The organism is Actinomadura sp. 6K520, from assembly GCF_004349245.1.
In the GTDB taxonomy this organism is placed as follows: Bacteria; Actinomycetota; Actinomycetes; order Streptosporangiales; family Streptosporangiaceae; genus Spirillospora.
The window spans coordinates 23,916-47,152 of record NZ_SMLC01000037.1; the positions used below are offsets into that span (position 1 = coordinate 23,916).

The following is a 23,237-nucleotide window of genomic DNA, read 5'->3' on the forward strand; positions in this document are numbered from 1 at the left end:
GGGTCATGCGGTGGGCGGGCTGCCGGTCAGGGAAGCGAGGCGGGCAGGTCGAAGCGGGCGAAGTGGCCGGGGCCGATGAATGAGGTGATCTCGGCGATGTGGTGGCCGCGCAGGGTGAGCACGGTGATCGACCAGCCGTGGTGCGGGCCGGCGTCGTCCTGGCCGAGGTAGCACGCCACCCCGGGCTGCCCGTTCGCGCTGGTCGCGAGGTGGCGCCAGCTCGGGCATCTGGTCATCGGGATCTGGAGGGCGAAGTCGATGGCCGCCTCGATTCCGCGGTACCAATGCGGCAGAGGCGGCATCGACCAGGTGACGTCCTCGGTGACCAGCGCGACCAGCGCGTCGGCGTCGCCGCGTTCCAGCGCCGCGGCGAATCCGGTGACGACCTCGCGCACTCGTGCGTCGCCGGCCGCCCGCAGCGTCTGCTGCTGGGTGGGCGAGGGCACCTTGTCGGCGATCATCCGGCGGGCCCGTGCCAGGGCGGAGTTCACCGAGGTGGTCGAGGTGCCCATCATGGTGGCGATCTCGGCCACGGAGAAGCCGAGGACCTCGAACAGCAGCAGCGCGGCCCGCTGGTTCCCCGACAGGTGCTGCATCGCGGCCACGAATGCCAGCTCGACGGCTTCGCGCTGCTCGTAGCGCGCGTCCGGGCCGGTCGTGCCCGGCGCGAGGCCCGCGTCGGGATAGGGGCCCAGCCAGGCGACATCGGTCAGCGGGGCGGCGTCGACCACGGCGCGGTCGCTGGAAGGCCCGAGATCGACCGGCATCGCCCGCCTGCCGCGGGACTTCGCGATGTCCAGGCAGGTGCGGGTGGCCACGGTGTACAGCCAGGTACGCAGCGAGCTGCGGCCCTCGAAGCGTGCCAGCCCACGCCAGGCCCGTAGCAGAGCATCCTGGAGGGCGTCGTCGGCGTCGTGAACCGAGCCGAGCATGCGGTAGCAGTGGGCGTGCAGCTCCCGGCGCAGCGGCGCCACAAGGCGGGTGAACGCGGCGTCGTCCCCGTCGCACGCCAACGCCAGGTCGTCGACCTCTGTCGTGGAGTCCGCAGCCGCCCCGGAAACAAAATCGCTCACAAGAGACGATTCTGCCGCACGGCGAGAGTCTCCTCTGCCGACCGGACCCGCACGGGCCTCGTCGGCAGGACCACGCGACGCCGAATTGCTCCGGGCACGGGGCCCACAGGATGTCGGCACCTCCACGCGCGACGCCCCGCGAACCCGACGTTTCCTCCCGGGCCACTGACGATCATGGCGGCCGGACGGTCGGCATCCACGACAGGAGAGCATCCGACATGACCGAGACAGCACCGCGAACAGCTCCCCGGCGCGGCACCGGGAACTGGCCGCTGATCCACGCCGAGCGGGCGGCCCTGGCGGCCGACCTGGCGAACCTCACCGACGAGCAGTGGGCGACGCCGTCACTGTGCGCCGGGTTGACGGTGCGTGAGGTGCTGGCGCACCTCACCGCGGCGGCGAGCCTGACGCCCGTGCGCTGGCTGGCGGGCGTGATCCGCTGCCGGTTCGACTTCGACGAGCAGGTGGCCATGCGGCTGGCCGAGCAGATGGGCGCGACTCCGGCCGAGACGCTGGGAAGGTTCCGCGGCGTCGTCACCAGCACCACTAAACCACCCCTCCCGACCATGGCGATGCTCGGCGAGACGATCGTGCACGGCGAGGACATCCGGCGGCCGCTGGGCATTCGCCGCGCCTACCCGATCGAGACGCTCACCCAGGTTGCCGAGTACTACCGGGGCTCCGACCTCGTCGTCCCCGCCAAGGGGCGCATCCGCGGCCTGCGACTCGTCGCCGGGGACGGGCCCTTCACCGCGGGCTCCGGCGCGCCGGTGTCCGGCACCACCCTGGCGCTGACCATGGCGATGACCGGACGCGCGGCCTACTGCGACGAACTCGACGGCGACGGTGTCGCATTCCTACGCGACCGCTGCCGGCCGGCGTGACCATCCCCGGTCACGCAGCGCGGCCCGGCGCCGAGGGCGGCGGCGACGCCGCCGGGCCGAGGTAGCCGTTGACGACCGTCGTGGCCGACCGCTCCTACTTGCCGATCACGGGTGCGACTTCGTGCGAGAGGCCGGTTGCCGATGCCTACGACGCGGTCTGCGTCCGCCGCCAGGTGCGGAGGTTGCGTACGAGCAGGACGGAACCGGCCGGGCAGAGCAGCAGGAGCAGCACGGCGCCGATGAGGGGCTTGACCCACGGACGGCTGCCGGGCCTGTAGACACGGTCGGTGTCGCCGCCGGCGACCGCGTCCAGGGACGGCGGAGGTGCGGCCCCGGAGGCGGGTTCGACCCCGGCGAGCCGGACGTCCCGCAGCCGCACGGATCCGTCGTCGCTGGTGAAGTCACCGACCCACCAGCGGGCGCCCCTGCCGTCGCCGTCCATCCTCTCGGCCGCGAAGACGCCTGAAACGCCGCTGTGGGTGGCCCGGTAGGCGTCGATCGCGTTGCCGAGGAGGCTCCCTCCCGCCGCCAGCCCGAGCAGGAGGACGAAGCCCGCGCCGCACCACACCCCGAGCGTGGTCGGCCAGGTCCGGCGGGCAGGTGTCACGGCCTGTCCCCGCCGGTGCCGTCGAGGAGTGATTCGCCGCAGTGGTCCATGCTGACCGGCCCTTCGGTGGACAAAGGGAGAACTCTACGATGCCTGGACGTCGGTCGGGCGCTTTCTACCGGCCAGTTCGGCTCGCAGGGATCGCACCTCTTCCGTGAGGTCGGCGACCTGCTTCTGCGTGGCCGCGGCGCTTGCCTGGCCCTCGTTGAACTTCTCCACGAACCACGAGGCCAGCGTCGCGGTCACCACACCCAGCAGAGCGATCCCGGCCGTGAAGAGCACGCTCGCGACCACCCGGCCGCCCAGCGTCACCGGGTACAGGTCTCCGTAGCCCACCGTCGTGACCGTGGTGGCCGCCCACCACAGGGCATCAGGGAAGCTCGTGATGACGGCGTCGGGCGCTCCTCGTTCGGCGTCGAGGACCGCCAGGGCCGCGCAGAGCACGATGAGCACCGCGGCTACGGCGGTATACCGGGACACGCTGGCGCGCAGGGTCGTCGAAGTATGTTTGTTGACCAGCCCCAGCACCATGATGACCTGGATCAGCCGCAACGACCGCAGCATGGGTGCCAGCAGCACCAGCAGATCGAACCAGTTGCTCCGGACGAAGTTCCAGCGGCGCGGTGCAAGCCCGAGGCGCACCAGGTAGTCGGCACCGAACAGCCCCCAGACGAGCATCACCACGGCATCGCAGACGTTCCGCCCAGCGGCGGGCAGCCCGGGGTCGATGATCGGCCAGGCGTAGGCGACCAGAAAGGCCATGCCGGCCACCACCATGGGCACGAGTGTCCGAGCCCGCCACTCGTCCAGACGCTCGTCACTGCGGCGAGGGGTCTCCATTAAGTCTCCTCCGTGCTCGCGAGTACCATGCGCCTTGACTTGGCGCCGACTGCCGGGTACACCCCTCCCGACGCGAAAGCGCAGCCCGCCCCGGGGTTGTCGGTGCCGAAAACTATGTCATCGTGCATGGTCAGTGGCATACCAGGGCGGCCTGGGGAGTGCGAGCGCCTTGCCGGGCCGCCCGGCCCGGCGCGCTACCGGTGCGGCGGGCGGCGCCTGCGCCCATGGAGCAGCAGATACGCGACCAGCATGCAGATGACGCTGCCCGGGACCCACGCGAACTGGTACCAGTAGAAGAACTCCACACCGGCCAGCCGCGGCGTCGAACGGGCGTACCAGGGCACGCACAGCAGCGCCGCGACCGGCAGGGCCAGGAAGGCGCCGGCGGCGACACGTCGCGCGGGCCGGACCGGCTTCGCCATCACGCCTCCAGGTTCCCGGTCTTGAGGCACAGTTGTCGGTGCACGCGATCCGGTTGGCCGAAATCCCACTATATTTCCCGGCAATCGTGTCAACCAGACATGTGACCTGGGCAACCAAGGGGCGTGTACGGATGCGGCGGTGACGGATGATCGAGCCTGTGGGCGTGGCGGCCTTCGTCGCCGTGCTCGGTGGGACGTCGCTGGTCGCGGTCACGGCCCGCCGGTTCCGCCCGGCCCCCGAGCTGCCCACCCTGGAGAGCTGGGCGCTGGCCGACCGCCGGATCGGCGCGCCGGCCATGTGGTTCCTGCTCGGCGGCACGATCTACACCGCCTACACCTTCGCGGCCGTTCCCGGCCTGGTGTACGGAATCGGGGCGCTGGCGTTCTTCGCCCTGGCGTACACCGTGATCGTGTATCCGCTCGCCTTCGTGCTGCTGCCCCGGATGTGGACGGTCGCGCAGCGGCACGGGTACGTCACGGTGGCCGACTTCGTCCGCGGCCGGTACGGCTCCCCGATGCTCGCGCTGGCCGTGGCCGTCACCGGTGTGCTGGCCACGATGCCCTACATCGCGCTGCAACTCCTGGGCATCCGCGCCGTCCTGGCCGCGGGCGGGCTCTACCCGCGCGGGGCGGCGGGCGATCTCACGCTGGTCGCGGTGTTCGCCGTCCTGGCGGTGGCGACCTACCACCACGGGCTACGCGCCCCTACGGTGATCTCGCTGGTGAAGGGCACGGCGATCTTCTGCTCGGTGGTGGCCGTGGTCGTGCTGGCACTGGAGCGCCTGGGCGGGCCCGGGCCGATGTTCGCCGGTGCGGAACGCCGCCTGTCGGCCGGCGGGACCGCCGGGGCCTCGCTGACCCTGGACCCGCAGATGTACTCCGCCTACGCCACCCTCGCGCTCGGCTCGGCGATGGCGCTGCTGATGTACCCGCACGTGCTGACCGCGGCGTTCGCCGCCACCGGACCCGGCGCACTGCGCCGCACGTCGATCGCGCTGCCCGCCTGGACGGCGGTGCTCGGGCTGTTCGCGGTGCTGGGCATCGCGGCCCTGGCCGCCGGGATCACCGCACCGCAGGGCCACGCCGAGGTCGCGGTGCCGCTGCTGGTCGAGGAGGTGACGCCCGCGGCGCTGACCGGGCTGGTGTTCGGCGCCCTGGCCGTCGGCGCGCTCGTTCCGGCGGCGGTGATGTCGATCGCGGCGGCGACGCTGTTCGTCCGCAACATCTACGTCGAGTTCTTCCATCCGACGGCCACGCCCAAGCACCAGCGCCGGATCGCCCAGGCGGTCTCGCTCGTGGCCAAGGTCGGGGCCGTGGTGTTCGTGTTCGGGCTGCGCGACCAGGACGCCATCAACCTGCAGCTGCTGGGCGGCGTCTGGATCCTGCAGACCTTCCCTGCGGTGGCCGTCGGACTGTTCACCCGGCGGCTGCACCACGTGGCGCTGCTCGGCGGGTGGGCTGCCGGGATGGTCGCGGGCACCCACATGGTGGTCGGCGCGGGATTCACCTCGGTCATCCACGTGGGGCTGGGCGGCTGGCAGATACCGGCGTACGCCGCCGTCGCCGGCCTCGGCCTCAATCTGCTGATCGTCGCGGTACTCACACTGCTGCTGGATAGGTTGGGGGTGCCGCGCGGTCCTGACCTGACGTCGCCGGCCGGCCCACGGCCTGGAACGGAGCCGACGACATGACCGTCCTGAGACCTGGTCTCCCGTTTCTGGCGCCGCGGGCCGCTCCGGACGTCGCGGCGTTCGCCCCGCCCCGCGGTGCGCCGCCACCGGCACCGGCCCCGCAGGCGCCGGACGCGGGACGGGCCGACACCGACGGGCGCGCCACGGATCGCGAGGCCATGCTGACCCGGCTGTTCGACTCGCACTACCCGGGGCTCCTGCGGCTGGCCGTGCTGCTCGGCGCCGACGACGCCGAGGACATCGTCTCCGAGGCGTTCTGCCAGCTGCACCGCCGGTGGAACCGGCTGCGATCGCCCGACGCCGCGCTGCCGTACCTGCGGTCGGTGGTCTGCAACCTGACCCGCATGCGGCTGCGGCACCTCCAGGTCGTCCGCCGGCACATCGACCAGCGGGTGGACTCGGTGCAGTCGGCCGAGAGCGCCGCCCTGCTGCGTGACGACCAGCGGGCGCTGGTCGAGGCGCTGCGGCACCTCTCGGCGCGGCAGCGCGAGGCGCTGGTCCTGCGATACTGGCTGGGGCTGGGGGAGAGTGAGATCGCCACCTCGATGGGCATCTCGCAGGGCGCGGTGAAGACGCACGTCTCCCGCGGCATGGCCACGCTGACCAAGCTCATGCAGGAGCGGCAATGACAAGCGGTCCCGGCCTCACAGGAGACCAGCTGCGCGCGGCCTTCGACGTGCTCAGCGACGGCGTCCGGCCGGCGCCGGACGCCTACCAGCAGGTCCGGCGCGAGTGGCGGCGCCGGGAGCGGCGGCGACGCCGGATCGTGGCCACCCTCATGGCCGTCCTGTTCGTCTGCGCCGACGCCGTGGGCCTGTGGGCCCTCAACCAAGGCGACGACCGGCCGCACGTCATCTTCGACGACCCGGCGCCGACGCAGCGGCAGACACCGGCGATCGACCCGCCGTGACGTGCCGCGGGCGAAAAGAGCGCCGGCCCGGCGCCCGGCACGGTCCGGCCGGTCCTCCGGGGACTAGGACGGGCCGAGCCGGCGGGCCAGCGCGGCGAGCGCCTCCGTGCCCACCAGATCCCCCGGCAGCAGGGGCACGTCGAGCAGCGGTACGTCCGGGATCCGCCGCCGCAGCCGGGCGAGGTGCTCGTCCTCCCGCCCCCGGCGGCCGGCGAGCAGCTCACCGGCGTCCGCCGGGGATCGGCGGTTGGCGACGAGGGCGGTCACGTCGACGCCGAGGCCGGTTAGCTTTTCGTACACCTCCATGGTCTCGGCGATGGGGAGCGGCTCAGCGGTCAGCACGACCACGAACCCGGTCCGCGCCGGGTCCCGCACCATCTCGCGCAGCCGGGCGAAGCGGTTGCGCCGGCGCAGGAGGATCCGGCGCAGCTCGGCGTCGCGGTCGGTCTCCTCGCCGCCGCCGAGACCGCGCAGCGCGGCGCCGAGCCGCTCGGACCGGTCCCGGTTGGCGAGCAGGGCCCCGGCCCAGGAGGTGAGCTGCTCGGGCAGCGCGAGCAGCCGCAGCGTGTGGCCGGACGGCGCGGTGTCGAAGACCACCAGGTCGTACGCCTCCTCCCCGAGCTCCACCGCCTCGGCGATCCGCTCCAGCACGGCCGACTCGTGGGTGCCGGGCGCCTGCCGGGCCAGCTCCAGGTGCCGGGCGGCCGGTGCGTGCATCCGCTCGGGAAGCAGCCGCCGCATCGTCCCGGCGACCGCGGACAGGTGCCGCTCGACCGTGCGCTCCGGGTCGATCTCCAGCCCGTCGACGTGGCCCGCCGCCCCGGACCCCGCCCGGGGGGCGAGGTCCGCGGGGCCGGCGAGGCGCACGGGCTCGTCGCCCACGGGGCGGTCCCAGAGGTGGCCGAGGTTGTGGGCGGGATCGGTGGAGACCAGCAGCACGCGGGCACCCGCCCCGGCCCGGCCGAGGGCGAGCGCAGCGGCGATGGACGTCTTGCCGACCCCGCCCTTGCCGCCGACGAAGACGACCCTGCGCGAGGTGATGAGGTCTAGCAGCACCCGACATGCTCCAGTGGCGAGCGGTCCATGCCCATCCGGCGGTGCCAGGCGTGGAAGTCCTCGTAGAGGGCGGGCATCAGCTCGGCGGTGTAGTACGCCGCCGGGTCGGGCACGCCCAGTGCCTCCGCGAGGACGACCATCCGGAAGAGGTCGTCCTCCTCGCGCCGGGCGCGGGCGAAGGTACGCCGGTAGGGACCGGCGTAGAACTCCTCCAGCCCGGCCCGGAACGAGGTCCAGCGGGACGTCACGCCCTCGTCCCGGCCTTCTCCGTCACATCGGCGTCGGGGGCCTCCGGCGGCTCCTGGGACGCCCGGCGCATCGCGACGACCGCCTCCAGGGCTACCCACAGGGCGGCGACGATGATGACGACGTCGATGGCCAGCAGCAGCCAGTCCCGGGCGTCGTAGAGGTCGCCGAGCTGCGCGAGCGCGGCCCAGAACGACATCACGAACACGAACGCGAGCGGCACCAGCGCGGGCGCCGGGTTGCGCCGCTTGCGGATCAGCATGACCACGACGATGGACAGGGTCAGGGAGGCCAGCAGCTGGTTGCTGGTGCCGAACAGCGGCCAGATGCGGAGGCCGCCGGCGCCGTCGGCGCCCTGGCTGAAGGTGAGTCCCATGCCGGTGACGAGCACGACGAGGGTGCCGACGCCATTGCTGATCTTCACCTTCGCGACCTCGCCGGCCTCCTGGACGACGAAGCGCAGCAGGCGCACGCCGGTGTCCATGGTGGTGGCGGCGAACAGGATCGCCATCGTGGCCAGGACCGTCGAGCTCAGCGAGGCCGGCAGGCCCAGGCCGCTGTTGACGATCGCGCCGCCGCCCGTGACGAACGCCTGGACGCCGCCCTCGCCGAAGTCGCTGTAGACGGCCTTCCAGTCGGTCAGGGTGCGGTAGCCCGCGACGGCGGCGATGATCGCGCCGAGCGCGAGCATGCCCTCGCCGACCGCGCCGAAGTAGCCGACGAAGCGGGCGTCGGTCTCCTTGTCCAGCTGCTTCGAGGAGGTGCCCGAGGAGACCATGCCGTGGAAGCCGGAGATCGCGCCGCACGCGATGGTGACGAAGAGCAGCGGCAGCAGGTCCGGGGTGCCCGCGGGCACGGCGTCGTTGATGGCCGGGGCGACGATCGCCGGGGCGCTCAGCAGCACCGAGACGAACAGGATGCCGAGCCCCACGAAGAGCTGGACGCCGTTGATGTAGTCACGCGGCTGGAGCAGCACCCATACGGGCAGCAGGGACGCTATGCCGGCGTAGAGGAAGAGGGCCACGATCCAGAAGGTCGCCGGGGACATGCCGAGGATCGGGTCGGGCAGCTCCACCGGGACGGCGTCACCGAGGAGGATGAGGCCGTAGAGCGCCGTGACGCCGAGCACGGTGACCAGGCCGAGGCCGATCTTGTAGCGGTAGACGGCCTGGCCGACGAGCAGCGCCACCGCGACCGCGCCCCAGGCGGGGATCACCACCGAGGGGCTGGAGATCAGCAGGTTCTTGATGACCACCGCGAAGGCCGCGATCACCATCAGCAGCAGCAGGAAGATCACGACGAGGAAGAGGTTGGCGCCCCGGCGGCCGATGTAGCGGCCGGAGAGCGTGCCCATGGAGCGGCCCTTGTTGCGCGCCGAGGCCCACAGGGCGCCCAGGTCGTGCATGCCCGCGAAGAAGACCGTGCCGAGCGTGACCCACAGGAACGCGGGCAGCCAGCCCCAGATCACGGCGATCGCGGGGCCGACGATCGGCGCGGCGCCCGCGACCGAGGTGAAGTGGTGACCCCACAGCACGAACTTGTTGGTGGGGACGTAGTCCACGCCGTCCTGCAGCCCGTGCGCGGGCGTCTCGAAGGACGCGTCCAGCTTGAAGACCCGGTCGCCCAGGAACTTCGAGTAGAGGAGGTATCCGCCCGCGAACGTCGCGAGGCCGATCAGTAGCAGCGGAAGTGCATTCATACGGGATGCCTTTGGGGGTCTGGGAGGTGGTTCACACAAGAGTTGCCGAGGGTCCCGATTCGGTTGACAGGGGACGGCCCCGAGTTCCGGGTGCCCGGGGCGCACGGGATCGAGGGCCCCGGCCGCAGGGAAGCGTCGTGCTCGGCGCCGTCCCGCGGGACTCCGTCGCGGCCGGACCGCGGTGCGGACGAGGCATCGGTTACAATATTCCATTGTTTATTGGAGGATGGTCCATGGAGCCAGGGAGAACCCAGGCCAAGGCGGAGCTGTACGAGGTGTTCGCGGCCAGCGGCAAGGCGCTGGCCAGCGGCAAGCGCCTGGAACTGCTCGACCTGCTGGCGCAGGGCGAGCGCACCGTCGACGCATTGGCCAGGGCGGCGGGACTGAACCTGACGACGGCCTCGGCCCATCTGCAGACGCTCAAGCAGGCGGGGTTCGTCGCCACCCGCCGCGAAGGCGTGCGCATCCACTACCGGCTCGCCGGCGATGACGTCGCCCGGCTGTTCGCTCTGCTGCGCAAGGTCGCCGAGACCCACCAGGCCGCCGTCCCCGCCGCCCGCGACGCCTACCTCGGCCGGGACGGCGCCGACGAGATCACCCGGGCGGAGCTGCTCGCCCGCGCCGAAGCCGGCGACGTGCTCGTCCTGGACGTGCGGCCGGTGGAGGAGTACCGCGCGGGCCACATCCCCGGCGCCGTCTCCATCCCGGTCACCGAGCTCGCCGACCGGATCGGCGAACTGCCCGACGACATCGAGATCGCGGTGTACTGCCGCGGCGAGTACTGCGTCCTGGCACACGACGCCGTCCGGCTGCTGACCGACCGCGGCCGCCGCGCCATCCGCCTCAGCGACGGCATGCTCGAATGGCGCCTGGAGCAGATGCCGGTGGACGTCGGTGACCTGGACGGTGCGGCCCCCGGTCAGCGGACATGACGCCCTCCACGGCATCCGGGCCGCACCGGGGGCCGGACTGCCCGGCCGCCGCGCACTGACCGGGCCTGCCGCGAACCCCCCGACCACCGAGGAAAGAAGCACCGTGACCGCACATGCCGTCGTCGGCACCGGCCCCTCCCCGCGCCCGGAGATCCAGCGGCGCATCCTCGCCGTCCTGGTCGTCTCGCAGTTGCTCAGCGGCGCCGGACTGGCCGCGGGCATCACCGTCGGAGCCCTGCTGGCCCAGGACATGCTCGGCGCCACCGACCTCGCCGGCCTGCCCAGCGCGCTGTTCACGGCGGGCTCCGCGCTGGCCGCCGTCGCGGTCGGCCGCATCTCCCAGACGCGCGGCCGCCGCCCGGGACTCGCCGCCGGCTATCTCACCGGCGCCGCGGGCAGCGGCGGCGTCCTCGTCGCCGCCGCTGCCGACATTCCGTGGCTGCTGTTCGCGGCGTTGTTCGTCTACGGCGCCGGCACCGCCACCAACCTGCAGGCCCGCTACGCCGGAGCCGACCTGGCGGCTCCCGCCCACCGCGCCCGCGCGGTCTCCACCGTCCTGGTCGCCACCACTCTCGGCGGAGTCATCGGCCCGAACCTCGCCTCGCCCACCGGCCGCCTCGCCGAGGCCATGGGCATCCCCCACCTGGCCGGTCCCTTCATCCTCGCCGGTGCCGCCTACGCCCTGGCCGCCCTGGTCCTGACCGTCTGGCTGCGTCCCGACCCGCTCCTGCTCGCCCGCAGTCTCCACGCCCGGCAGGAGGCCGCCGCAGCGGACGCCGCCGCGACGGCCGCGGCCAAGGGCGAGCGGCTCACGCCGGACACCGCCGAACGCGGCGGCCGTGGCGTGCTGCTCGGGGCGCTGGTGATGATCATGACCCAGCTGGTGATGGTCGCGGTCATGACGATGACGCCCGTCCACATGCACGACCACGGACACGGCACCGCCGCGTCCGGCCTGGTCATCGCCATTCACGTCGCCGCGATGTACCTGCCCTCGCCGCTGACCGGATGGCTCGTGGACCGCCACGGCCGGCTCACCGTCGCCGCCGCGTCCGGCGTCACCCTGCTGGCCTCCGGCATCGTCGCCGCCCTCGCCCCCGCCGACTCGGTCGCGCTGCTGGCCTTCGCCCTCGCCCTGCTGGGACTCGGCTGGAACTTCGGGCTGGTCTCGGGCACAGCGATCATCACCGACACCGTGCCGCTGGCCACCCGGGCCAAGACCCAGGGCATGGTCGACGTCTCCATCGCCCTGGCCGGCGCCACCGGCGGGCTGACCTCGGGGTTCGTCGTCGCCGCCGCGGGCTTCCCTCTCCTGGCCCTGGCCGGCGGTGTCCTCGCCCTCGCCGTCCTGCCCGCCATCGCCGTCACCGCACGCGGCCGTTGAACCGCCTCGCTCTCCGCAAGCAGGCCGTTCCCAGGGTTCGTGGCGGCACGGCCCGCCTGGTCGCCCGTGCCCTGCTGATCAACCAGAGTCGGTACCGCGGTTTTCCCGGCCTCGCCGGCCGGGAGGCGCCGCGGCGATGAAGCCGGCGACGGCCGCCAGGCCGAGCGTCCCCGCGACCGGGTTGACGTAGCCGGGTACCGCCGAGGTGACGTAGCCTCCGCCGCCGGCCAGGCGGCACTCGAAGCGGAGCGGCACGAAGCGCACCCTGTAGTCGATCACCCGCGCCACCGTCGCGGCGTCCGCCTCCCCGCGGCACGGGATGAGCGGGGAGGAGTCCGTACCGCCGTCCGCTGCCTCCAGAGCCGCCATCCCGGCGTGTGCCATGCCCCAGGCGTACACGCCGACCGCCGGCCCGAGCGCGAGGAGGGCGGCCGCTCTCAGCCGCCCGGCCCGGGTGCGGCGCCGGACCGCGAGCACGATCCCGCCGACGACCGCGACCAGGGCGCCGGCCGTCCCGGCCAGGAAGCCGAACAGCAGGACGAGCACCACCACGATGACTCCCTCGGCCGTGCGGGCTCCGAACCGAGCCGCAGGGTGATCAAGGGTAGAGGGTGGGTCCGGCGGCGGGTCCGCAGTGGGTACCCATACCGCTTCGAGATGGACGTCGGAGTGGAGCCAGGGAGATCCTGGCTCCACTCCGTTGTGCGTGCTCGTGTTACTGGAACTGTGCGAAGAACCTCCAGATCTCTCCCTTGGTCCACGTGGCGACGCCGCTCTCGTTGGGGGAGCCGTCGACCGGACCGGGGATGTGGCCTCCGTCGAACGCGGCCCACTGGACCGGGTACCCGGCACGGCAGCCCGAGTAGGCGGTGGTGATGTGCGTCAGGCTGCCCGGGGCGGGCTCGCGCGGGTTCTGGGGAGTGCAGCCGTTGTTGGCGACGAACTTGTCCCGCAGGGACCGTCCTTGCGCGATGTTGAGGACGGAGTCATTGATGCCGTGGATTCCGAAGTAGGCGATGGGCTGGTTGCCGCCGCTGCACCCGCTGATCTGGGCGCCCGCGATGACCGCGACGGCTCTGAAATCGTTCGCCCTGGCGCAGGCGAGGGCGTAGCTCATACCGCCGCCCCAGCTGAAACCCGTGGCGAAGCGCTGGGTCGTGTCGACGCAGAGGCCGCTTTCTATCGTCCGGATCATGTCGTCGACGAAGGCGACGTCCGCACCGCCCGAATTGGCCCAGCCGTTGCCGAGGCCCTGGGGGGCGACGAGGATCGCGCTGTTGTTCGACTGTTCCTGCTGGCCGTAGTAGGACCAGGCGCTCCCGCTCGTGCCACCCGAGGCGACATCGCCGGCGGTGCCGCCCCGCCAGTGGAACGCGAAGATCAGCCGGTAGGGGTGGCTGTTGTCGTAGCCGTCGGGGACCCTGAGGATGAAGCTGCGGCTCTGCCCGCCGCTCTGGATCGTGTGCGTACCGCTGGTGAGCGCCGGGGCGCTGCCGCATCCGCCGTCGCCGCCGCCACCGGACGACAGTTCGACCAGCTGCCACTGCTGGTTGGCGCCGCCCCAGTCGGTGTACTGGACGACGTTGGCGCCGTCGGCGGTGGAGGCGCCCTGGACCTCCACCGCCTTGCCGCTGCTGCGGCCGATCAGCCGGACGTGGCCCGCGTCGGAGTCGGCCAGGCGGAACTGCTGGTTGGCGCCGTTGTGGTCGGCCCACTGCTGGATCGCGGCGCCGTCGGCCGTCGAGGCGCCGGCCACGTCGAGCACCTTGCCCGAGTGCCGTGCCTTCAGCCGGTAGAAGCCGCCGCCGGAGTCCACGAACTGCCACTGCTGGTTGGCCGCGTCGTGGCGCGTCCATTGGTGAACTCGCGCGCCGTCGCCTGTGGACGCGTCAGAGACGTCCAGCGCCTTGCCGCTGCCGCGGTTGACCAGGACGTACCAGGCGTTGGTGTCCACCGTCGCCGCATCGGCCGGCGCCGGTTTCACCGCGACGAGCATGCCGATCGCGAGGGTCGCCGCCACCGCGGCGGCGAACCGGGACCACCGGCGGCGCCTTCGCGAAGCCGTAGCGTAGGTATTCATCGATGCACCCTTTCCGCTTGCGGCAGGTCAGGTGAGGGTCCAGCGCTGGTTGCTGCCGTTCCAGCAGGAGTAGAGCTGGATCGGGGAGCCGTTGGCGGAGCCGGCGGCGTCGAGGCAGAGGCCGGACTGGACGCCGACGATGGTTCCGTCGGAGTTGACGCGCCATTTCTGGTTGTCGCCGCCCCAGCAGCTGTAGATCTGGACGCTGGCGCCGTTGCCGGTGCCCGCGGCGTCCAGGCACTTGTTGCCGTAGACCCTGAGCTCACCCGCGTCGGTGGGCTCCCACTGCTGGTTGGTGCCGCCGTGGCAGTCCCACAGCTGGAGCTGGGTGCCGTCGCTGGTGCTGGCGTTCGGCACGTCCAGGCAGCGGCCCGAGCCGGCGCCCTGGATCGTCCCGCCCTCGGGGGGAGGCTCCGAGGTGCCGCCGTTGAGGGCGTTGAGGACCGAGGTGTAGGCGGCCTTCTTGTTGCCGTTGCCGTCGAACAGCAGCGGCGTCTGCTCCGAGCGCCAGGAGTCGCTGTCGCGCACACCCCAGACGGTGATGCCGAGGCAGCGCTCGACGGCCAGGCAGTCGTTGGTCACGTTGGCGTAGGTCGTGGGCGAGGCGCCCTGGATGTCCAGTTCGGTGATGGCCACATCGACGCCGAGGGCGGCGAAGTTCTGCAGGGTCGTGCGGAAGTTGCTGTTGTAGGGGCTGCCGCTGTTGAAGTGGGACTGGAAGCCGACGCAGTCGATGGGCACGCCCCGCTGCTTGAAGTCGCGGACCATGGCGTACATGGCCTGGGTCTTGGCCCAGTTCCAGTTCTCGACGTTGTAGTCGTTGTAGCAGAGCTTGGCGGCCGGGTCGGCGGCGCGCGCGGTGCGGAAGGCGACCTCGATCCAGTCGTTGCCGGTGCGCTGCAGGTTGGAGTCGCGGCGGGCTCCCGAGTTGCCGTCCTCGAAGGCCTCGTTCACCACGTCCCACTGGACGATCTTGCCCCGGTAGTGGGCCATGACGCCGTTGATGTGGTCGATCATGGCCTGGCGCAGTGCGCCGCCGCTGAGGTTCCGCATCCAGTCGGGTTGCTGGGAGTGCCAGGCCAGGGTGTGGCCGCGTACCTCCTTGCCGTTCTGGACCGCCCAGTTGTAGACGCGGTCGGCGGCGGTGAAGTTGAACTGGCCCCGCTGGGGTTCGGTGGCGTCGATCTTCATCTCGTTCTCGGCGGTCACCGAGTTGAACTCGCGGTTCGCGATCGTGGTGTAGACCGAGTCGTTGAGCCGGCCCGAGGCGATGGCGGTGCCGAAGTAGCGGCCGCTCTGCGCCGCCGCGGCGCCCAGCGTGCTCTCCGCGGCGGCGGCCGGGGGCGGTGCCACCAGAGCGGCGGCCGCGGTGAGGACCCCGAGGGCGCCCGCGAGGGCCCGCCTGCGGAACCCGGACCTGGGCATGGCGTTGGTACGCACGTCTGCTCCTCCATGAACGAACGGGGATGGGAGCACGGACACAGCCGTGCAACAGACGCCGCGCTCCGTCACGGAACGCACACACCACCGGGGCGTCGCGGACCCAGTGTGTGAGCTACTACAGATCTCGTCAATAGTTTCAAAACCTTTCATCGCGCGTACTCGGCCGCCCGGTGCCGGCGTGAGATCTAGCAGGAAACCTGTGCTCGAAACTTTTCGATGGTCCGGGGCTCTTGACGATGTCGCTCAGCCTCGTATTTACTCCGGCCACCACCACCCCCCAATCCACCGATGCAGAGAAGGGCTACTCGCGGCAGGAAATGTTAGCGCTAACATTCACTCGGAGGAAGGGAAGAAGTTCATGTTGAGGACCGGTGCGGCAGTGCTGGCATCGCTCCTGCTGTCGGTGTTCCTGTCCGTGATCAACGTGCAGACGGCTCAGGCCGCGACAGTGGATGTGAACAAGTGGTACGTCCTGGTCAACGGCAACAGCGGCAAGGCCCTGGACGTCTACAACCTGGCGACCGACGACGGCGCCCGCATCACCCAGTGGACCAGGAACGACCAGTACCAGCAGCAGTGGCAGTTCGTGGACTCCGGCGGCGGTTACTACCGCCTCAAGTCCCGCCACTCCGGCAAGGTGCTGGACGTCTACAACTTCTCCACCGCCAACGGCGGCTCGATCGTCCAGTGGTCCGACCTGAACGGCACCAACCAGCAGTGGCGGCTGGCCGACAGCTCGGGAGGCCACGTCAGGCTCATCTCGCGCCACAGCGGCAAGGCCCTCGAAGTACAGGGCGGCTCCACCGCCGACGGCGCGAACATCGTCCAGTACGACGACTGGGGCGGCAGCAACCAGCAGTGGCAGCTCGTCGAGGTCGGCGGCGGCACTGACCCCGGTCCGTCGTGCGAACTCCCGTCGACGTACCGCTGGTCCTCAACGGGCCCGCTGGCGCAGCCCAAGCCGGGATGGGTCTCGCTCAAGGACTTCACCGTCGCCCCCTACAACGGCAGGCATCTCGTCTACGCGACGACGCATGACACGGGGACCAGGTGGGGTTCGATGAACTTCGGCCTGTTCAGCAACTGGTCCGAGATGGCCTCGGCCAGCCAGAACACGATGTCGAATTCCACCGTCGCACCCACGCTCTTCTACTTCGCGCCGAGAAACATCTGGGTGCTCGCCTACCAATGGGGCAGTACCGCCTTCTCCTACCGGACGTCGACCGACCCCGCCAACCCCAACGGCTGGTCATCGGAGCAGGTGCTCTTCTCCGGAAGCATCAGCGGCTCCGGAACGGGACCCATTGACCAGACGCTCATCGGCGACGGCACGAACATGTACCTGTTCTTCGCCGGCGACAACGGCAGGATCTACCGGGCCAGTATGCCGATCGGCAACTTCCCGGGCAGCTTCGGCTCGAACTCCACAGTGATCATGAGTGATACGACCAACAACCTGTTCGAAGGCGTTCAGGTCTACAAGCTCCAGGACCAGAACCGCTACCTCATGCTCGTCGAGGCGATCGGCTCCCAGGGCCGTTACTTCCGCTCCTTCACGGCCACCAGCCTGAACGGCTCGTGGACACCGCAGGCCGCGACCGAGGGCAACCCCTTCGCCGGCAAGGCCAACAGCGGTGCCACCTGGACCAACGACATCAGCCACGGCGAACTGATCCGCGCCGGCGCCGACCAGACCTTCACCGTCGACCCCTGCAACCTGCAACTGCTCTACCAAGGGCGCAGCCCTGACTCCGGCGGCGACTACGGCCTCCTGCCCTACCGGCCGGGCCTGCTGACACTCCAGCGTTGACAGCGCGCCCCGGGTCCCGCCCCGCCGGCCAGCCGGCGGGGCGGGCTCGGTGTCGGCGCGGCACGTCCCGACGCCATCCGGCCGCGCTCCCGCGCTGTTGTGGGTGAACCGGCCACCTGCCGCGAGAGACGTTTTGTACCGGCCGAACAGACGGGCTCGGCCCGCCGCGCTCAAGGAGCTGCTCGGTGGCGTTTCGTCACCGTGTGAGTTCGGCGGCCAGTTTTGTCAGCTGGGCGTCGTAGATTCGCTGGAGGCCCTTGGGGGCGAAGGTTCTCTCGAAGAAGCCTCCGATGCCGCCCGCGCCGTTCCAGGTGGTCTCGATCTGGACCTGTGCGCCTTCGGAGGCGGGGGAGACGGTCCAGGTGGTGACCATGGAGGAGTTGGTGTCCTTCTCCACCACCTGGTCCGGGCCGGGTGTGCTCACGGTTATGAGGCAGTCGCGTACGCGTTTGCTGGTGGCCGCCAGTTTCCAGTGCACCACGGTGCCCTCGCCCTGGCCGCCCTCTCGGACGTCGTACTCGCTGAAGTGCTCGGTCAGCATGCGCGAGCGCACGCCCGTGTAATCGCCGAGTGCTTCGAGTACCTGCTCCGGGCTCGCGTTCAGCGTCTTTTCCGTGGTGACCACGACCTGTGCCATGCCGGTCATCTTCCCATGGCGCTCCGCCACACGCGTTCGGCCTGGGAGTTGCCGGAAAGCGGAGATCAACTTGGCTTATGGCCCTAAAATCGTGCGATCTGTAGCCAGTCGGGAGGTCTGTCGGTGAATGACGAGCATCATCCAGAGTGGGTGATCGATCCCGAGACCCCCAGCGTCGCCCGGATGTACGACTACTACCTCGGCGGCAAGGACAACTTCGCCGCGGACCGGAGGGCCGCCGATCAGGTGGTGGCGGCGATGCCGAACGTGCTGGAGTTCACCCGCGCGAACCGCAGGCTGCTGTCCCGGGCCGTGACGATGATGGCCGGACGCGGCGTGCGGCAGTTCATCGACATCGGGTCCGGGCTGCCGACGCGGGAGAACGTGCACGAGGTGGCCCAGCGCGCCGCACCCGACGCCCGCGTCGTCTATGTCGACAACGACCCGATCGTGCTCGTGCACGCGCGTGCGCTGCTGGCCGACAACCCGCTGACCGCGGTCGTGCAGGGCGACCTGCGCGAACCGGAGAGCCTCATGAACGATCCCGAGGTCAGGGCCCGGATCGACTTCGACCGGCCGGTCGGCCTGCTGCTCCTGGCCATCCTGCACTTCGTCCCGGACGAGGACCGTCCGGCAGAGATCGTGGCGAAGCTGCGCAAGCCGCTGGCCCCGGGCAGCTTCCTGGCCATCTCCCACGGGCACCGGGGCGAAGTCGGCCAGGCCGTCGAAGACCAGGTGCGATCCGCCTACGGCAGGACCGGGGCGGGCGACATCATCCCGCGCGGGATCGACGAGGTCATGGGGTTCTTCGAGGGCACCGAGCTGGTCGGGCCCGGCCTGGTCCAGGTGGCCGACTGGCGGCCGGACGCCGAGCCGTTCGTGCCCGACATGTCGCGGCCCGGCTTCCTCGCCGGGGTGGGGGAAGTGGTGTGATGCTGCCGCTGGAGTTCCTGTTCGGCCGGGCGTTCAGCGAGGACCCGTACGCCGCGTACGACGAGCTGCGGGCGTCCGGGCCGGTGCATCCGATCGACTTCCCGCGCGGGGCCACCGCCTTCCTGGTGGTCGACCACGAGCACGGCCGCGCGGCGCTGAACGACCCGCGGCTGTCAAAGGACAGCGCGCACAGTTCCGTGCCCGTGAACGGCGAGCTGTTCTTCGGCGGGACGATGCTCGCCATGGACCCGCCCGACCACACCCGGCTGCGCGCGCTGGTCGCGAAGGCGTTCACCGGGCGGCGGGTCGAGAAGCTGCGCCCCCGCGTCCAGGAGATCACCGACGGGCTGCTGGACGGCGTCGCGGCTCGCGGCGAGGCCGACCTGATCGAGGACTTCGCCGTCCCGCTGCCGATCCAGGTCATCTGCGAGCTGCTCGGCGTGCCGGCGTCCGACCGGCCCCGGTTCCGCGAGTGGACGGCCGTGCTGACCGTCCCCGCGCTGACCGCGGAGGCCCGGGAGCGCCGCCGGGAGGCCGCCCGCGCGTTCAACGGCTACCTGGTCGAGGTCATCGCCGAGCGCCGGGCGTCCCCCGAGGACGACCTGATCAGCGGTCTGGTCACCGCCCGCGACGGGGACGCCGCCCTCACCGATGCCGAGCTGCTGGGGAGCATCGCGCTCCTGCTCATCGCCGGGCACGAGACCACGGTGCACCTCATCGGCAACGGCGTCCTCGCCCTGCTGCGGGCACCCGGCCAGCTCGAACTCCTCCGGGCGCGGCCCGAGCTGCTGCCGTCCGCGATCGAGGAGCTGCTGCGGTTCGACGGCCCGGTGGAGCGCGCGAGCCAGCGCATCGCCCTGGCGGACATGGAGATCGCCGGGACCCCGATCCCCAAGGGCGCCTGGGTGCACGTCTCGCTGGGCGCCGCGGACCGCGACCCCGCCGTGTTCGAGGCGCCCGGCCGGCTGGATGTGACCCGCGCACCCAAACGCCACGTCGCCTTCGGTCACGGCATCCACTTCTGCCTCGGCGCCCCGCTGGCCCGGCTGGAAGGCCAGATCGCCATCGGTTCCCTGCTGGACCGCTTCCCCCGCCTGGCCCTGGCCGTACCGCCCGAGGAGTTGCGCCACCACCGGACCGGTTCGATCGTCCGCGGCCTGGTGTCCCTGCCCGTCCGGGTCTGAGCCCGGTCGTCAGGTGCGGTTCCGGCGAGTGCGCCCCGGTGCCGTCAAGGCACCGGGGCGAACTGCGTCCTGACAGGCACGCGGTGGTCTAGGGGCGTTCTCCCGGTTCGTTGACGACGGCCGTGTCGAGGATCGCGTGGTCGCGGTCGCCCATGTAGCGGTAGGTCTCGGGGTTCAGGACGATCAGCCGGCCGTCCCGCCCGCGGCCGCGGGCGGCGATCACTCCGATGCCGTGCCGTCCGGCGTAGTCGGTGGCGTCACGGGTCACCCGCACGCCGGGGATCTTCGCCAGCGCCCGGTACAGCGCCGCGTTGGTTCTGGGCGGGATGAGCTGGTCGTCGCGGAGCAGACGGGCGATGACCCCGAAGGTGGTCACGTCCCCTCCGTCGTCGCCGTGGTCCCGCCTGATCCGTTCGAGCAGGGCGTCCGGGTCGGTGGGCAGCCCGGCCACGTAGTCATAGAGCCTGTTCGGGGTGCGGCTCACCACACCGGGTCCGCCGATGATCCCGCCGTTGAACCGCGGGTCGGCGCGGCCGGGCGCGGGCCGCTCTCCGGGCCGGAGGATGCGCGTCACCCGGACCTGCCCGCCCTCCACGGACTTCGCCATCTGCCTGCCGTCGAACTTCCACCACTCCTCGACCTTCACCTTGTCGTGCAGTTCCGCATCCCGCCCGGCCGCGTTGCCCGGCTTGATCTCGAAACGGCTCGTCTGCCGCGTGTAGACCCACTGCCCCGGCGTGGGGCGAGGGGGCGTCCTCTGGTGCTCGACGGTGCTCGCGGCCAGTTCCAGTGTCCGCAGGTTCGTGTCCGGGCCGCGCTCAGGCGTGCCGCCGGAGAACACACCGCCCAGCTGCGCCGCGACGAGCGTCATGGCGCCCACCGTGGTCGCCGCGACGGCGAGGGCCGCGCGCCGGTCGACGCGCGCCCGCGGCGCGGGACGCCGGTCGGAAGCCGAGCCGAACTCGGCCTGCAGGCGCGCCCACGCCCTCGCCTTCGCATGGGGATCATGCGGTTCGGCACTCGGGCGGATCCGGCTGATGAGTGCGATGTCCTCGTCGTTCATGAATCCTCCTGCATCCGCATGGGGTCGATGTCGCCGAGGGCCCGGCGGAACTTCTTGCGCCCGCGATGCAGGCGTGACCTGACGGTGCCCAGCGGAAGGCCGAGTGCTTGCGCCGTCTCCTCGTACGTCAGGTCGGCCCAGGCGATCAGAAGTAACAGGTCGCGTTCGGCGGGGGAGAGCCGCGCCAGCGCGGAAGCGAGCCGGGGTCCGAGCCGCTGCGCGGTCAGCCGGTCGTCGCTGCTCTGGTCGAACGCCTCGACGGACCATTCGGCGTCTACGCGGGCCAGCAGGCGGTGATGGCGGCGTTCGGTCCTCCTGTGCTGGCGGATGAGGTTGGTCGCTATGCCGTACAGCCACGGGCGGGCGTCGGCCCGCCCCAGGTCGTACCGCTGCCGGTTGCGGAACGCGACCGCGAAGGTCTCCGCGCCTACGTCCTCGGCGAGCTGGGGGCCCAGCCGCCGGGTGATGTAGCGGTGGATCTCGTCCCAGTGCCGGTGGAAGATCCTGGCGAATCTCTCGGGCTCGGTGAGGGACGCGCCGATCGCCTCACCGTCGGTCATCCCTCCGGAGTCCGGAGGCCCTGTGATCGTCACCAACCGCTTCCTCTCTGCCGTCTCGCGCCGGTCACCCGGTACTTGTCGGCAGGCCCGCCCCTTGTTCCACCTTTTTCGCGCCCGGCGCCCTGCTTCAGGCGGCCCGGCTCGACGGCGATGCCACCGGAAGTACCGCCGCGTCGGCGGAGGCATCCGGTCAGGGCTTCAGGGCGGGTAGCAGCATGCCGTCGAGGAGGGCGTCGACGTCGGTGGGCGGAGGCGCGAGGACCAGCATCATGAAGACGCGCAGGAGCCAGTGGGCGAGGTCGAGCGGGTCCTGGGGGCGGATGCGCCCGGCGTCCATCAGGCTCTGGTAGAGCGGGGCCAGCATCCGGGCGCCCTGATCGAGCATGGGACCGGCGTGCGCGGCGAGAGCGCGTCCGATGAAGTCGGGCTCGTCGCGCAGCACCTTGGCCAGCACCGGGTTGGCCCACGCGTGCCGCAGCAGCGCGGCCAGCGGCCGGGTGATCACTTCGGGTCCGTCGGCCTCGCCGAACATCCGGGGGAGCGTGCCGTAGAAGGCGTGCAGGTCACGGGAGAGCAGCAGCCAGGCGGCGTTCTCCACCGAGCCGATCTGCCGGTAGACGGTGCTGCGCGAGACGCCCATCTCCCGGGCGATGTCCGCCATCGAGGTGCGGGACAGGCCGTGCCGGGCCAGGCAGCGTGACGCGGCATCCAGGCAGGGACCCAGTTCCGGGGCGGGCGGGGGCGGCAGGCGCCGGGCGAGGTCCGGCAGGGCGATCGCGGCGTCCACCCGGCCATTATGCCCCCTCTGGACACATGCAACATTTCCGTGTCATCGTCTCATGAACAGTGAAGGAGGCCCGGGATGGCGGCAGCTGAGCACCTCGACGACCGGACCGCGCAGGCGGCCGAACCCATCGGCCCGCAGTCGCTGCTGTGGCGGATCGCGGGCGACTCGCGGGCGGCGCTCCCGGGCGGCGCCACCGGACTGCTCCAGCTGATGTACCCGCCGCTGGGCACGGCCGTCGCCGAGCAGTCCGGCTTCTTCGACGACCCGTTCGGCCGGATCTGGCGGTCGGTCCCGCAGATCTGGGCGACGATCTTCGAACCGGACGGCCCCGAGCGCGCCCGCCGGATCCGGGACCTGCACCTGGACATCAAGGGCGTGGACTCCGAGGGGCGCAGGTTCCACGCCCTGGACCCCGAGACGTTCTGGTGGGCGCACGCCACGTTCACCTGGCACATGTTCCGGACGGCCGAGCTGTTCTTCCCGGCCGGCGCCCTGACCGCCGCCGACCACGACCGCCTCTACGCCGGGACGGTCGCCTGGTACGCCCGGTACGGCGTGAGCATGCGCCCGGTGCCGCCCGACTACGCCGCCTTCCGGACCGCGTTCGACGCGTTCTGCGCCGAACGCCTGGAGATGACCGCCCCGGCCGCCCGGTCCATCGAGATCGCCCGCACGGACGGCATCGGCGCGGTCCCGTTCGTGCCGGCCATGGCCATCCGGGCGGCCCGGCCGGTCCTGCGGCCACTGGGCACGCTGGTGGCGATCGGCTGCCTGCCCGAGCCGGTCCGGACCCGCTTCGGCATCGAGTGGTCCCCGCGCGACCAGCGCCGCTTCGACCGCATGGCCGCGCTGGTCCGCGCCTCGGCGCGCCTCGTCCCACGGCGCCTCGACCAGTGGATGCTGCTGACCCAGCTGCGCATGATCGGCGCCAAGACCCGCAGGGAGCGCTACCGCCCCACCGAACACTGACCGGCCCCGGCCGGGGCGGTTCGCGGA

24 protein-coding genes are annotated in these 23,237 nt (G+C 71.5%); 10 read left to right on the plus strand and 14 right to left on the minus strand.

The features are described 5' to 3' along the window. Positions 1-26 precede the first annotated feature (26 nt). Positions 27-1,073 carry a sigma-70 family RNA polymerase sigma factor gene (locus E1289_RS12855; protein WP_243712791.1) on the minus strand — a complete coding sequence of 349 codons (1,047 nt, stop codon included), beginning with the start codon at positions 1,071-1,073 and terminating at the stop codon, positions 27-29. A 218-nt stretch (positions 1,074-1,291) separates the two neighbouring features. Between E1289_RS12855 and E1289_RS12860 the strand changes: the two genes are divergently transcribed. Next, positions 1,292-1,957 carry a maleylpyruvate isomerase family mycothiol-dependent enzyme gene (locus E1289_RS12860; protein ID WP_131979534.1) on the plus strand — a complete coding sequence of 222 codons (666 nt, stop codon included), beginning with the start codon at positions 1,292-1,294 and terminating at the stop codon, positions 1,955-1,957. A 145-nt stretch (positions 1,958-2,102) separates the two neighbouring features. Here E1289_RS12860 and E1289_RS12865 read toward each other — a convergent pair whose 3' ends face one another. The 3 genes from E1289_RS12865 to E1289_RS12875 form a co-directional block, all read right to left on the minus strand. Next, positions 2,103-2,564 (minus strand): hypothetical protein, encoded by a 462-nt coding sequence (locus E1289_RS12865; protein WP_131979537.1) that lies wholly within the window; start codon positions 2,562-2,564, stop codon positions 2,103-2,105. A gap of 84 nt (positions 2,565-2,648) precedes the next feature. Further along, a complete protein-coding gene (locus tag E1289_RS12870) occupies positions 2,649-3,404 on the minus strand; it encodes a potassium channel family protein (RefSeq protein WP_131979540.1) in 756 nt (251 codons plus the stop codon). 194 nt (positions 3,405-3,598) lie between these two features. Continuing rightward, a complete protein-coding gene (locus E1289_RS12875) occupies positions 3,599-3,826 on the minus strand; it encodes a DUF3311 domain-containing protein (RefSeq protein ID WP_131979542.1) in 228 nt (75 codons plus the stop codon). 146 nt (positions 3,827-3,972) lie between these two features. On the opposite strand from E1289_RS12875, the gene E1289_RS12880 reads away from it, so the two are divergent. The 3 genes from E1289_RS12880 to E1289_RS12890 are packed head-to-tail and all read left to right on the plus strand — an operon-like array spanning position 3,973 to position 6,427. Then, entirely contained in the window at positions 3,973-5,517 is a 1,545-nt protein-coding gene (locus E1289_RS12880; protein WP_131979545.1) for a sodium:solute symporter, read from the plus strand. Further along, complete coding sequence (locus E1289_RS12885) at positions 5,514-6,146, plus strand: SigE family RNA polymerase sigma factor (RefSeq protein WP_131979548.1); 633 nt, start codon at positions 5,514-5,516, stop codon at positions 6,144-6,146. Before E1289_RS12880 ends, E1289_RS12885 begins: the two co-directional genes overlap by 4 nt. Continuing rightward, positions 6,143-6,427: a hypothetical protein gene (locus E1289_RS12890; RefSeq protein WP_131979551.1), complete on the plus strand. Its 285-nt coding sequence runs from the start codon at positions 6,143-6,145 to the stop codon at positions 6,425-6,427. Before E1289_RS12885 ends, E1289_RS12890 begins: the two co-directional genes overlap by 4 nt. Positions 6,428-6,490: 63 nt before the next feature. Here E1289_RS12890 and E1289_RS12895 read toward each other — a convergent pair whose 3' ends face one another. From E1289_RS12895 to E1289_RS12905, 3 genes are read right to left on the minus strand one after another with little or no spacing between them, the layout of a single operon-like run. Continuing rightward, positions 6,491-7,483 (minus strand): ArsA family ATPase, encoded by a 993-nt coding sequence (locus E1289_RS12895; protein ID WP_131979554.1) that lies wholly within the window; start codon positions 7,481-7,483, stop codon positions 6,491-6,493. After that, the gene (locus tag E1289_RS12900) at positions 7,474-7,731 is read right to left on the minus strand and encodes a cory-CC-star protein (protein ID WP_131979557.1); all 258 of its coding nucleotides are present in this window, start codon (positions 7,729-7,731) and stop codon (positions 7,474-7,476) included. Before E1289_RS12900 ends, E1289_RS12895 begins: the two co-directional genes overlap by 10 nt. Continuing rightward, positions 7,728-9,428 carry a carbon starvation protein A gene (locus E1289_RS12905; protein WP_131979560.1) on the minus strand — a complete coding sequence of 567 codons (1,701 nt, stop codon included), beginning with the start codon at positions 9,426-9,428 and terminating at the stop codon, positions 7,728-7,730. Before E1289_RS12905 ends, E1289_RS12900 begins: the two co-directional genes overlap by 4 nt. Before the next feature lie 233 nt (positions 9,429-9,661). On the opposite strand from E1289_RS12905, the gene E1289_RS12910 reads away from it, so the two are divergent. Together E1289_RS12910 and E1289_RS12915 are read left to right on the plus strand one after the other, a co-directional pair. After that, complete coding sequence (locus E1289_RS12910; protein WP_131979563.1) at positions 9,662-10,360, plus strand: metalloregulator ArsR/SmtB family transcription factor; 699 nt, start codon at positions 9,662-9,664, stop codon at positions 10,358-10,360. Positions 10,361-10,463: 103 nt separating this feature from the next. Then, positions 10,464-11,744, plus strand: a complete 1,281-nt coding sequence (locus E1289_RS12915) for an MFS transporter (RefSeq protein WP_131979566.1) — start codon at positions 10,464-10,466, stop codon at positions 11,742-11,744. A gap of 78 nt (positions 11,745-11,822) precedes the next feature. Here the strand turns inward: E1289_RS12915 and E1289_RS12920 are convergent, their stop codons facing one another. The 3 genes from E1289_RS12920 to E1289_RS12930 all read right to left on the minus strand — a co-directional run bounded on the left by E1289_RS12920 (position 11,823) and on the right by E1289_RS12930 (position 15,264). Continuing rightward, positions 11,823-12,296, minus strand: coding sequence for a hypothetical protein (locus tag E1289_RS12920; protein ID WP_207928940.1), 474 nt, complete (start codon positions 12,294-12,296; stop codon positions 11,823-11,825). Positions 12,297-12,459: 163 nt separating this feature from the next. Next, entirely contained in the window at positions 12,460-13,824 is a 1,365-nt protein-coding gene (locus tag E1289_RS39555; RefSeq protein ID WP_131979569.1) for an RICIN domain-containing protein, read from the minus strand. A gap of 27 nt (positions 13,825-13,851) precedes the next feature. Then, a complete protein-coding gene (locus E1289_RS12930) occupies positions 13,852-15,264 on the minus strand; it encodes an endo-1,4-beta-xylanase (protein WP_131979571.1) in 1,413 nt (470 codons plus the stop codon). Positions 15,265-15,646: 382 nt separating this feature from the next. Here E1289_RS12930 and E1289_RS12935 point away from each other — a divergent pair, with 382 nt between their 5' ends. Next, the gene (locus E1289_RS12935; protein WP_243712792.1) at positions 15,647-17,077 is read left to right on the plus strand and encodes a non-reducing end alpha-L-arabinofuranosidase family hydrolase; all 1,431 of its coding nucleotides are present in this window, start codon (positions 15,647-15,649) and stop codon (positions 17,075-17,077) included. 196 nt (positions 17,078-17,273) lie between these two features. Here the strand turns inward: E1289_RS12935 and E1289_RS12940 are convergent, their stop codons facing one another. After that, entirely contained in the window at positions 17,274-17,714 is a 441-nt protein-coding gene (locus E1289_RS12940; RefSeq protein ID WP_131979577.1) for an SRPBCC family protein, read from the minus strand. A gap of 123 nt (positions 17,715-17,837) precedes the next feature. Between E1289_RS12940 and E1289_RS12945 the strand changes: the two genes are divergently transcribed. Further along, positions 17,838-18,647 carry an SAM-dependent methyltransferase gene (locus E1289_RS12945; protein ID WP_243712793.1) on the plus strand — a complete coding sequence of 270 codons (810 nt, stop codon included), beginning with the start codon at positions 17,838-17,840 and terminating at the stop codon, positions 18,645-18,647. Beyond that, a complete protein-coding gene (locus tag E1289_RS12950; RefSeq protein ID WP_131979627.1) occupies positions 18,647-19,831 on the plus strand; it encodes a cytochrome P450 in 1,185 nt (394 codons plus the stop codon). Before E1289_RS12945 ends, E1289_RS12950 begins: the two co-directional genes overlap by 1 nt. Before the next feature lie 88 nt (positions 19,832-19,919). Here the strand turns inward: E1289_RS12950 and E1289_RS12955 are convergent, their stop codons facing one another. The 3 genes from E1289_RS12955 to E1289_RS12965 all read right to left on the minus strand — a co-directional run bounded on the left by E1289_RS12955 (position 19,920) and on the right by E1289_RS12965 (position 22,241). Further along, positions 19,920-20,894: a CU044_5270 family protein gene (locus tag E1289_RS12955; RefSeq protein ID WP_131979580.1), complete on the minus strand. Its 975-nt coding sequence runs from the start codon at positions 20,892-20,894 to the stop codon at positions 19,920-19,922. Next, complete coding sequence (locus tag E1289_RS12960; RefSeq protein ID WP_131979583.1) at positions 20,891-21,454, minus strand: RNA polymerase sigma factor; 564 nt, start codon at positions 21,452-21,454, stop codon at positions 20,891-20,893. The genes E1289_RS12955 and E1289_RS12960 overlap by 4 nt, the downstream gene beginning before the upstream one ends. 190 nt (positions 21,455-21,644) lie before the next feature. Then, a complete protein-coding gene (locus E1289_RS12965) occupies positions 21,645-22,241 on the minus strand; it encodes a TetR/AcrR family transcriptional regulator (protein WP_131979586.1) in 597 nt (198 codons plus the stop codon). A gap of 75 nt (positions 22,242-22,316) precedes the next feature. Here E1289_RS12965 and E1289_RS12970 point away from each other — a divergent pair, with 75 nt between their 5' ends. Then, the gene (locus E1289_RS12970) at positions 22,317-23,210 is read left to right on the plus strand and encodes an oxygenase MpaB family protein (RefSeq protein ID WP_131979589.1); all 894 of its coding nucleotides are present in this window, start codon (positions 22,317-22,319) and stop codon (positions 23,208-23,210) included. Positions 23,211-23,237 lie beyond the last annotated feature (27 nt).

What these genes read in the sequence shown, in the direction of transcription:
- E1289_RS12940 (WP_131979577.1), bottom strand. Translation starts at nt 17,714, where the DNA reads ATGGCACAGGTCGTGGTCACCACGGAAAAGACGCTGAACGCGAGCCCG.
- E1289_RS12890 (WP_131979551.1), top strand. Translation starts at nt 6,143, where the DNA reads ATGACAAGCGGTCCCGGCCTCACAGGAGACCAGCTGCGCGCGGCCTTC.
- E1289_RS12960 (WP_131979583.1), bottom strand. Translation starts at nt 21,454, where the DNA reads ATGACCGACGGTGAGGCGATCGGCGCGTCCCTCACCGAGCCCGAGAGA.
- E1289_RS12870 (WP_131979540.1), bottom strand. Translation starts at nt 3,404, where the DNA reads ATGGAGACCCCTCGCCGCAGTGACGAGCGTCTGGACGAGTGGCGGGCT.
- E1289_RS39555 (WP_131979569.1), bottom strand. Translation starts at nt 13,824, where the DNA reads ATGAATACCTACGCTACGGCTTCGCGAAGGCGCCGCCGGTGGTCCCGG.
- E1289_RS12910 (WP_131979563.1), top strand. Translation starts at nt 9,662, where the DNA reads ATGGAGCCAGGGAGAACCCAGGCCAAGGCGGAGCTGTACGAGGTGTTC.
- E1289_RS12905 (WP_131979560.1), bottom strand. Translation starts at nt 9,428, where the DNA reads ATGAATGCACTTCCGCTGCTACTGATCGGCCTCGCGACGTTCGCGGGC.
- E1289_RS12875 (WP_131979542.1), bottom strand. Translation starts at nt 3,826, where the DNA reads ATGGCGAAGCCGGTCCGGCCCGCGCGACGTGTCGCCGCCGGCGCCTTC.
- E1289_RS12860 (WP_131979534.1), top strand. Translation starts at nt 1,292, where the DNA reads ATGACCGAGACAGCACCGCGAACAGCTCCCCGGCGCGGCACCGGGAAC.
- E1289_RS12955 (WP_131979580.1), bottom strand. Translation starts at nt 20,894, where the DNA reads ATGAACGACGAGGACATCGCACTCATCAGCCGGATCCGCCCGAGTGCC.
- E1289_RS12880 (WP_131979545.1), top strand. Translation starts at nt 3,973, where the DNA reads ATGATCGAGCCTGTGGGCGTGGCGGCCTTCGTCGCCGTGCTCGGTGGG.
- E1289_RS12885 (WP_131979548.1), top strand. Translation starts at nt 5,514, where the DNA reads ATGACCGTCCTGAGACCTGGTCTCCCGTTTCTGGCGCCGCGGGCCGCT.
- E1289_RS12950 (WP_131979627.1), top strand. Translation starts at nt 18,647, where the DNA reads ATGCTGCCGCTGGAGTTCCTGTTCGGCCGGGCGTTCAGCGAGGACCCG.
- E1289_RS12970 (WP_131979589.1), top strand. Translation starts at nt 22,317, where the DNA reads ATGGCGGCAGCTGAGCACCTCGACGACCGGACCGCGCAGGCGGCCGAA.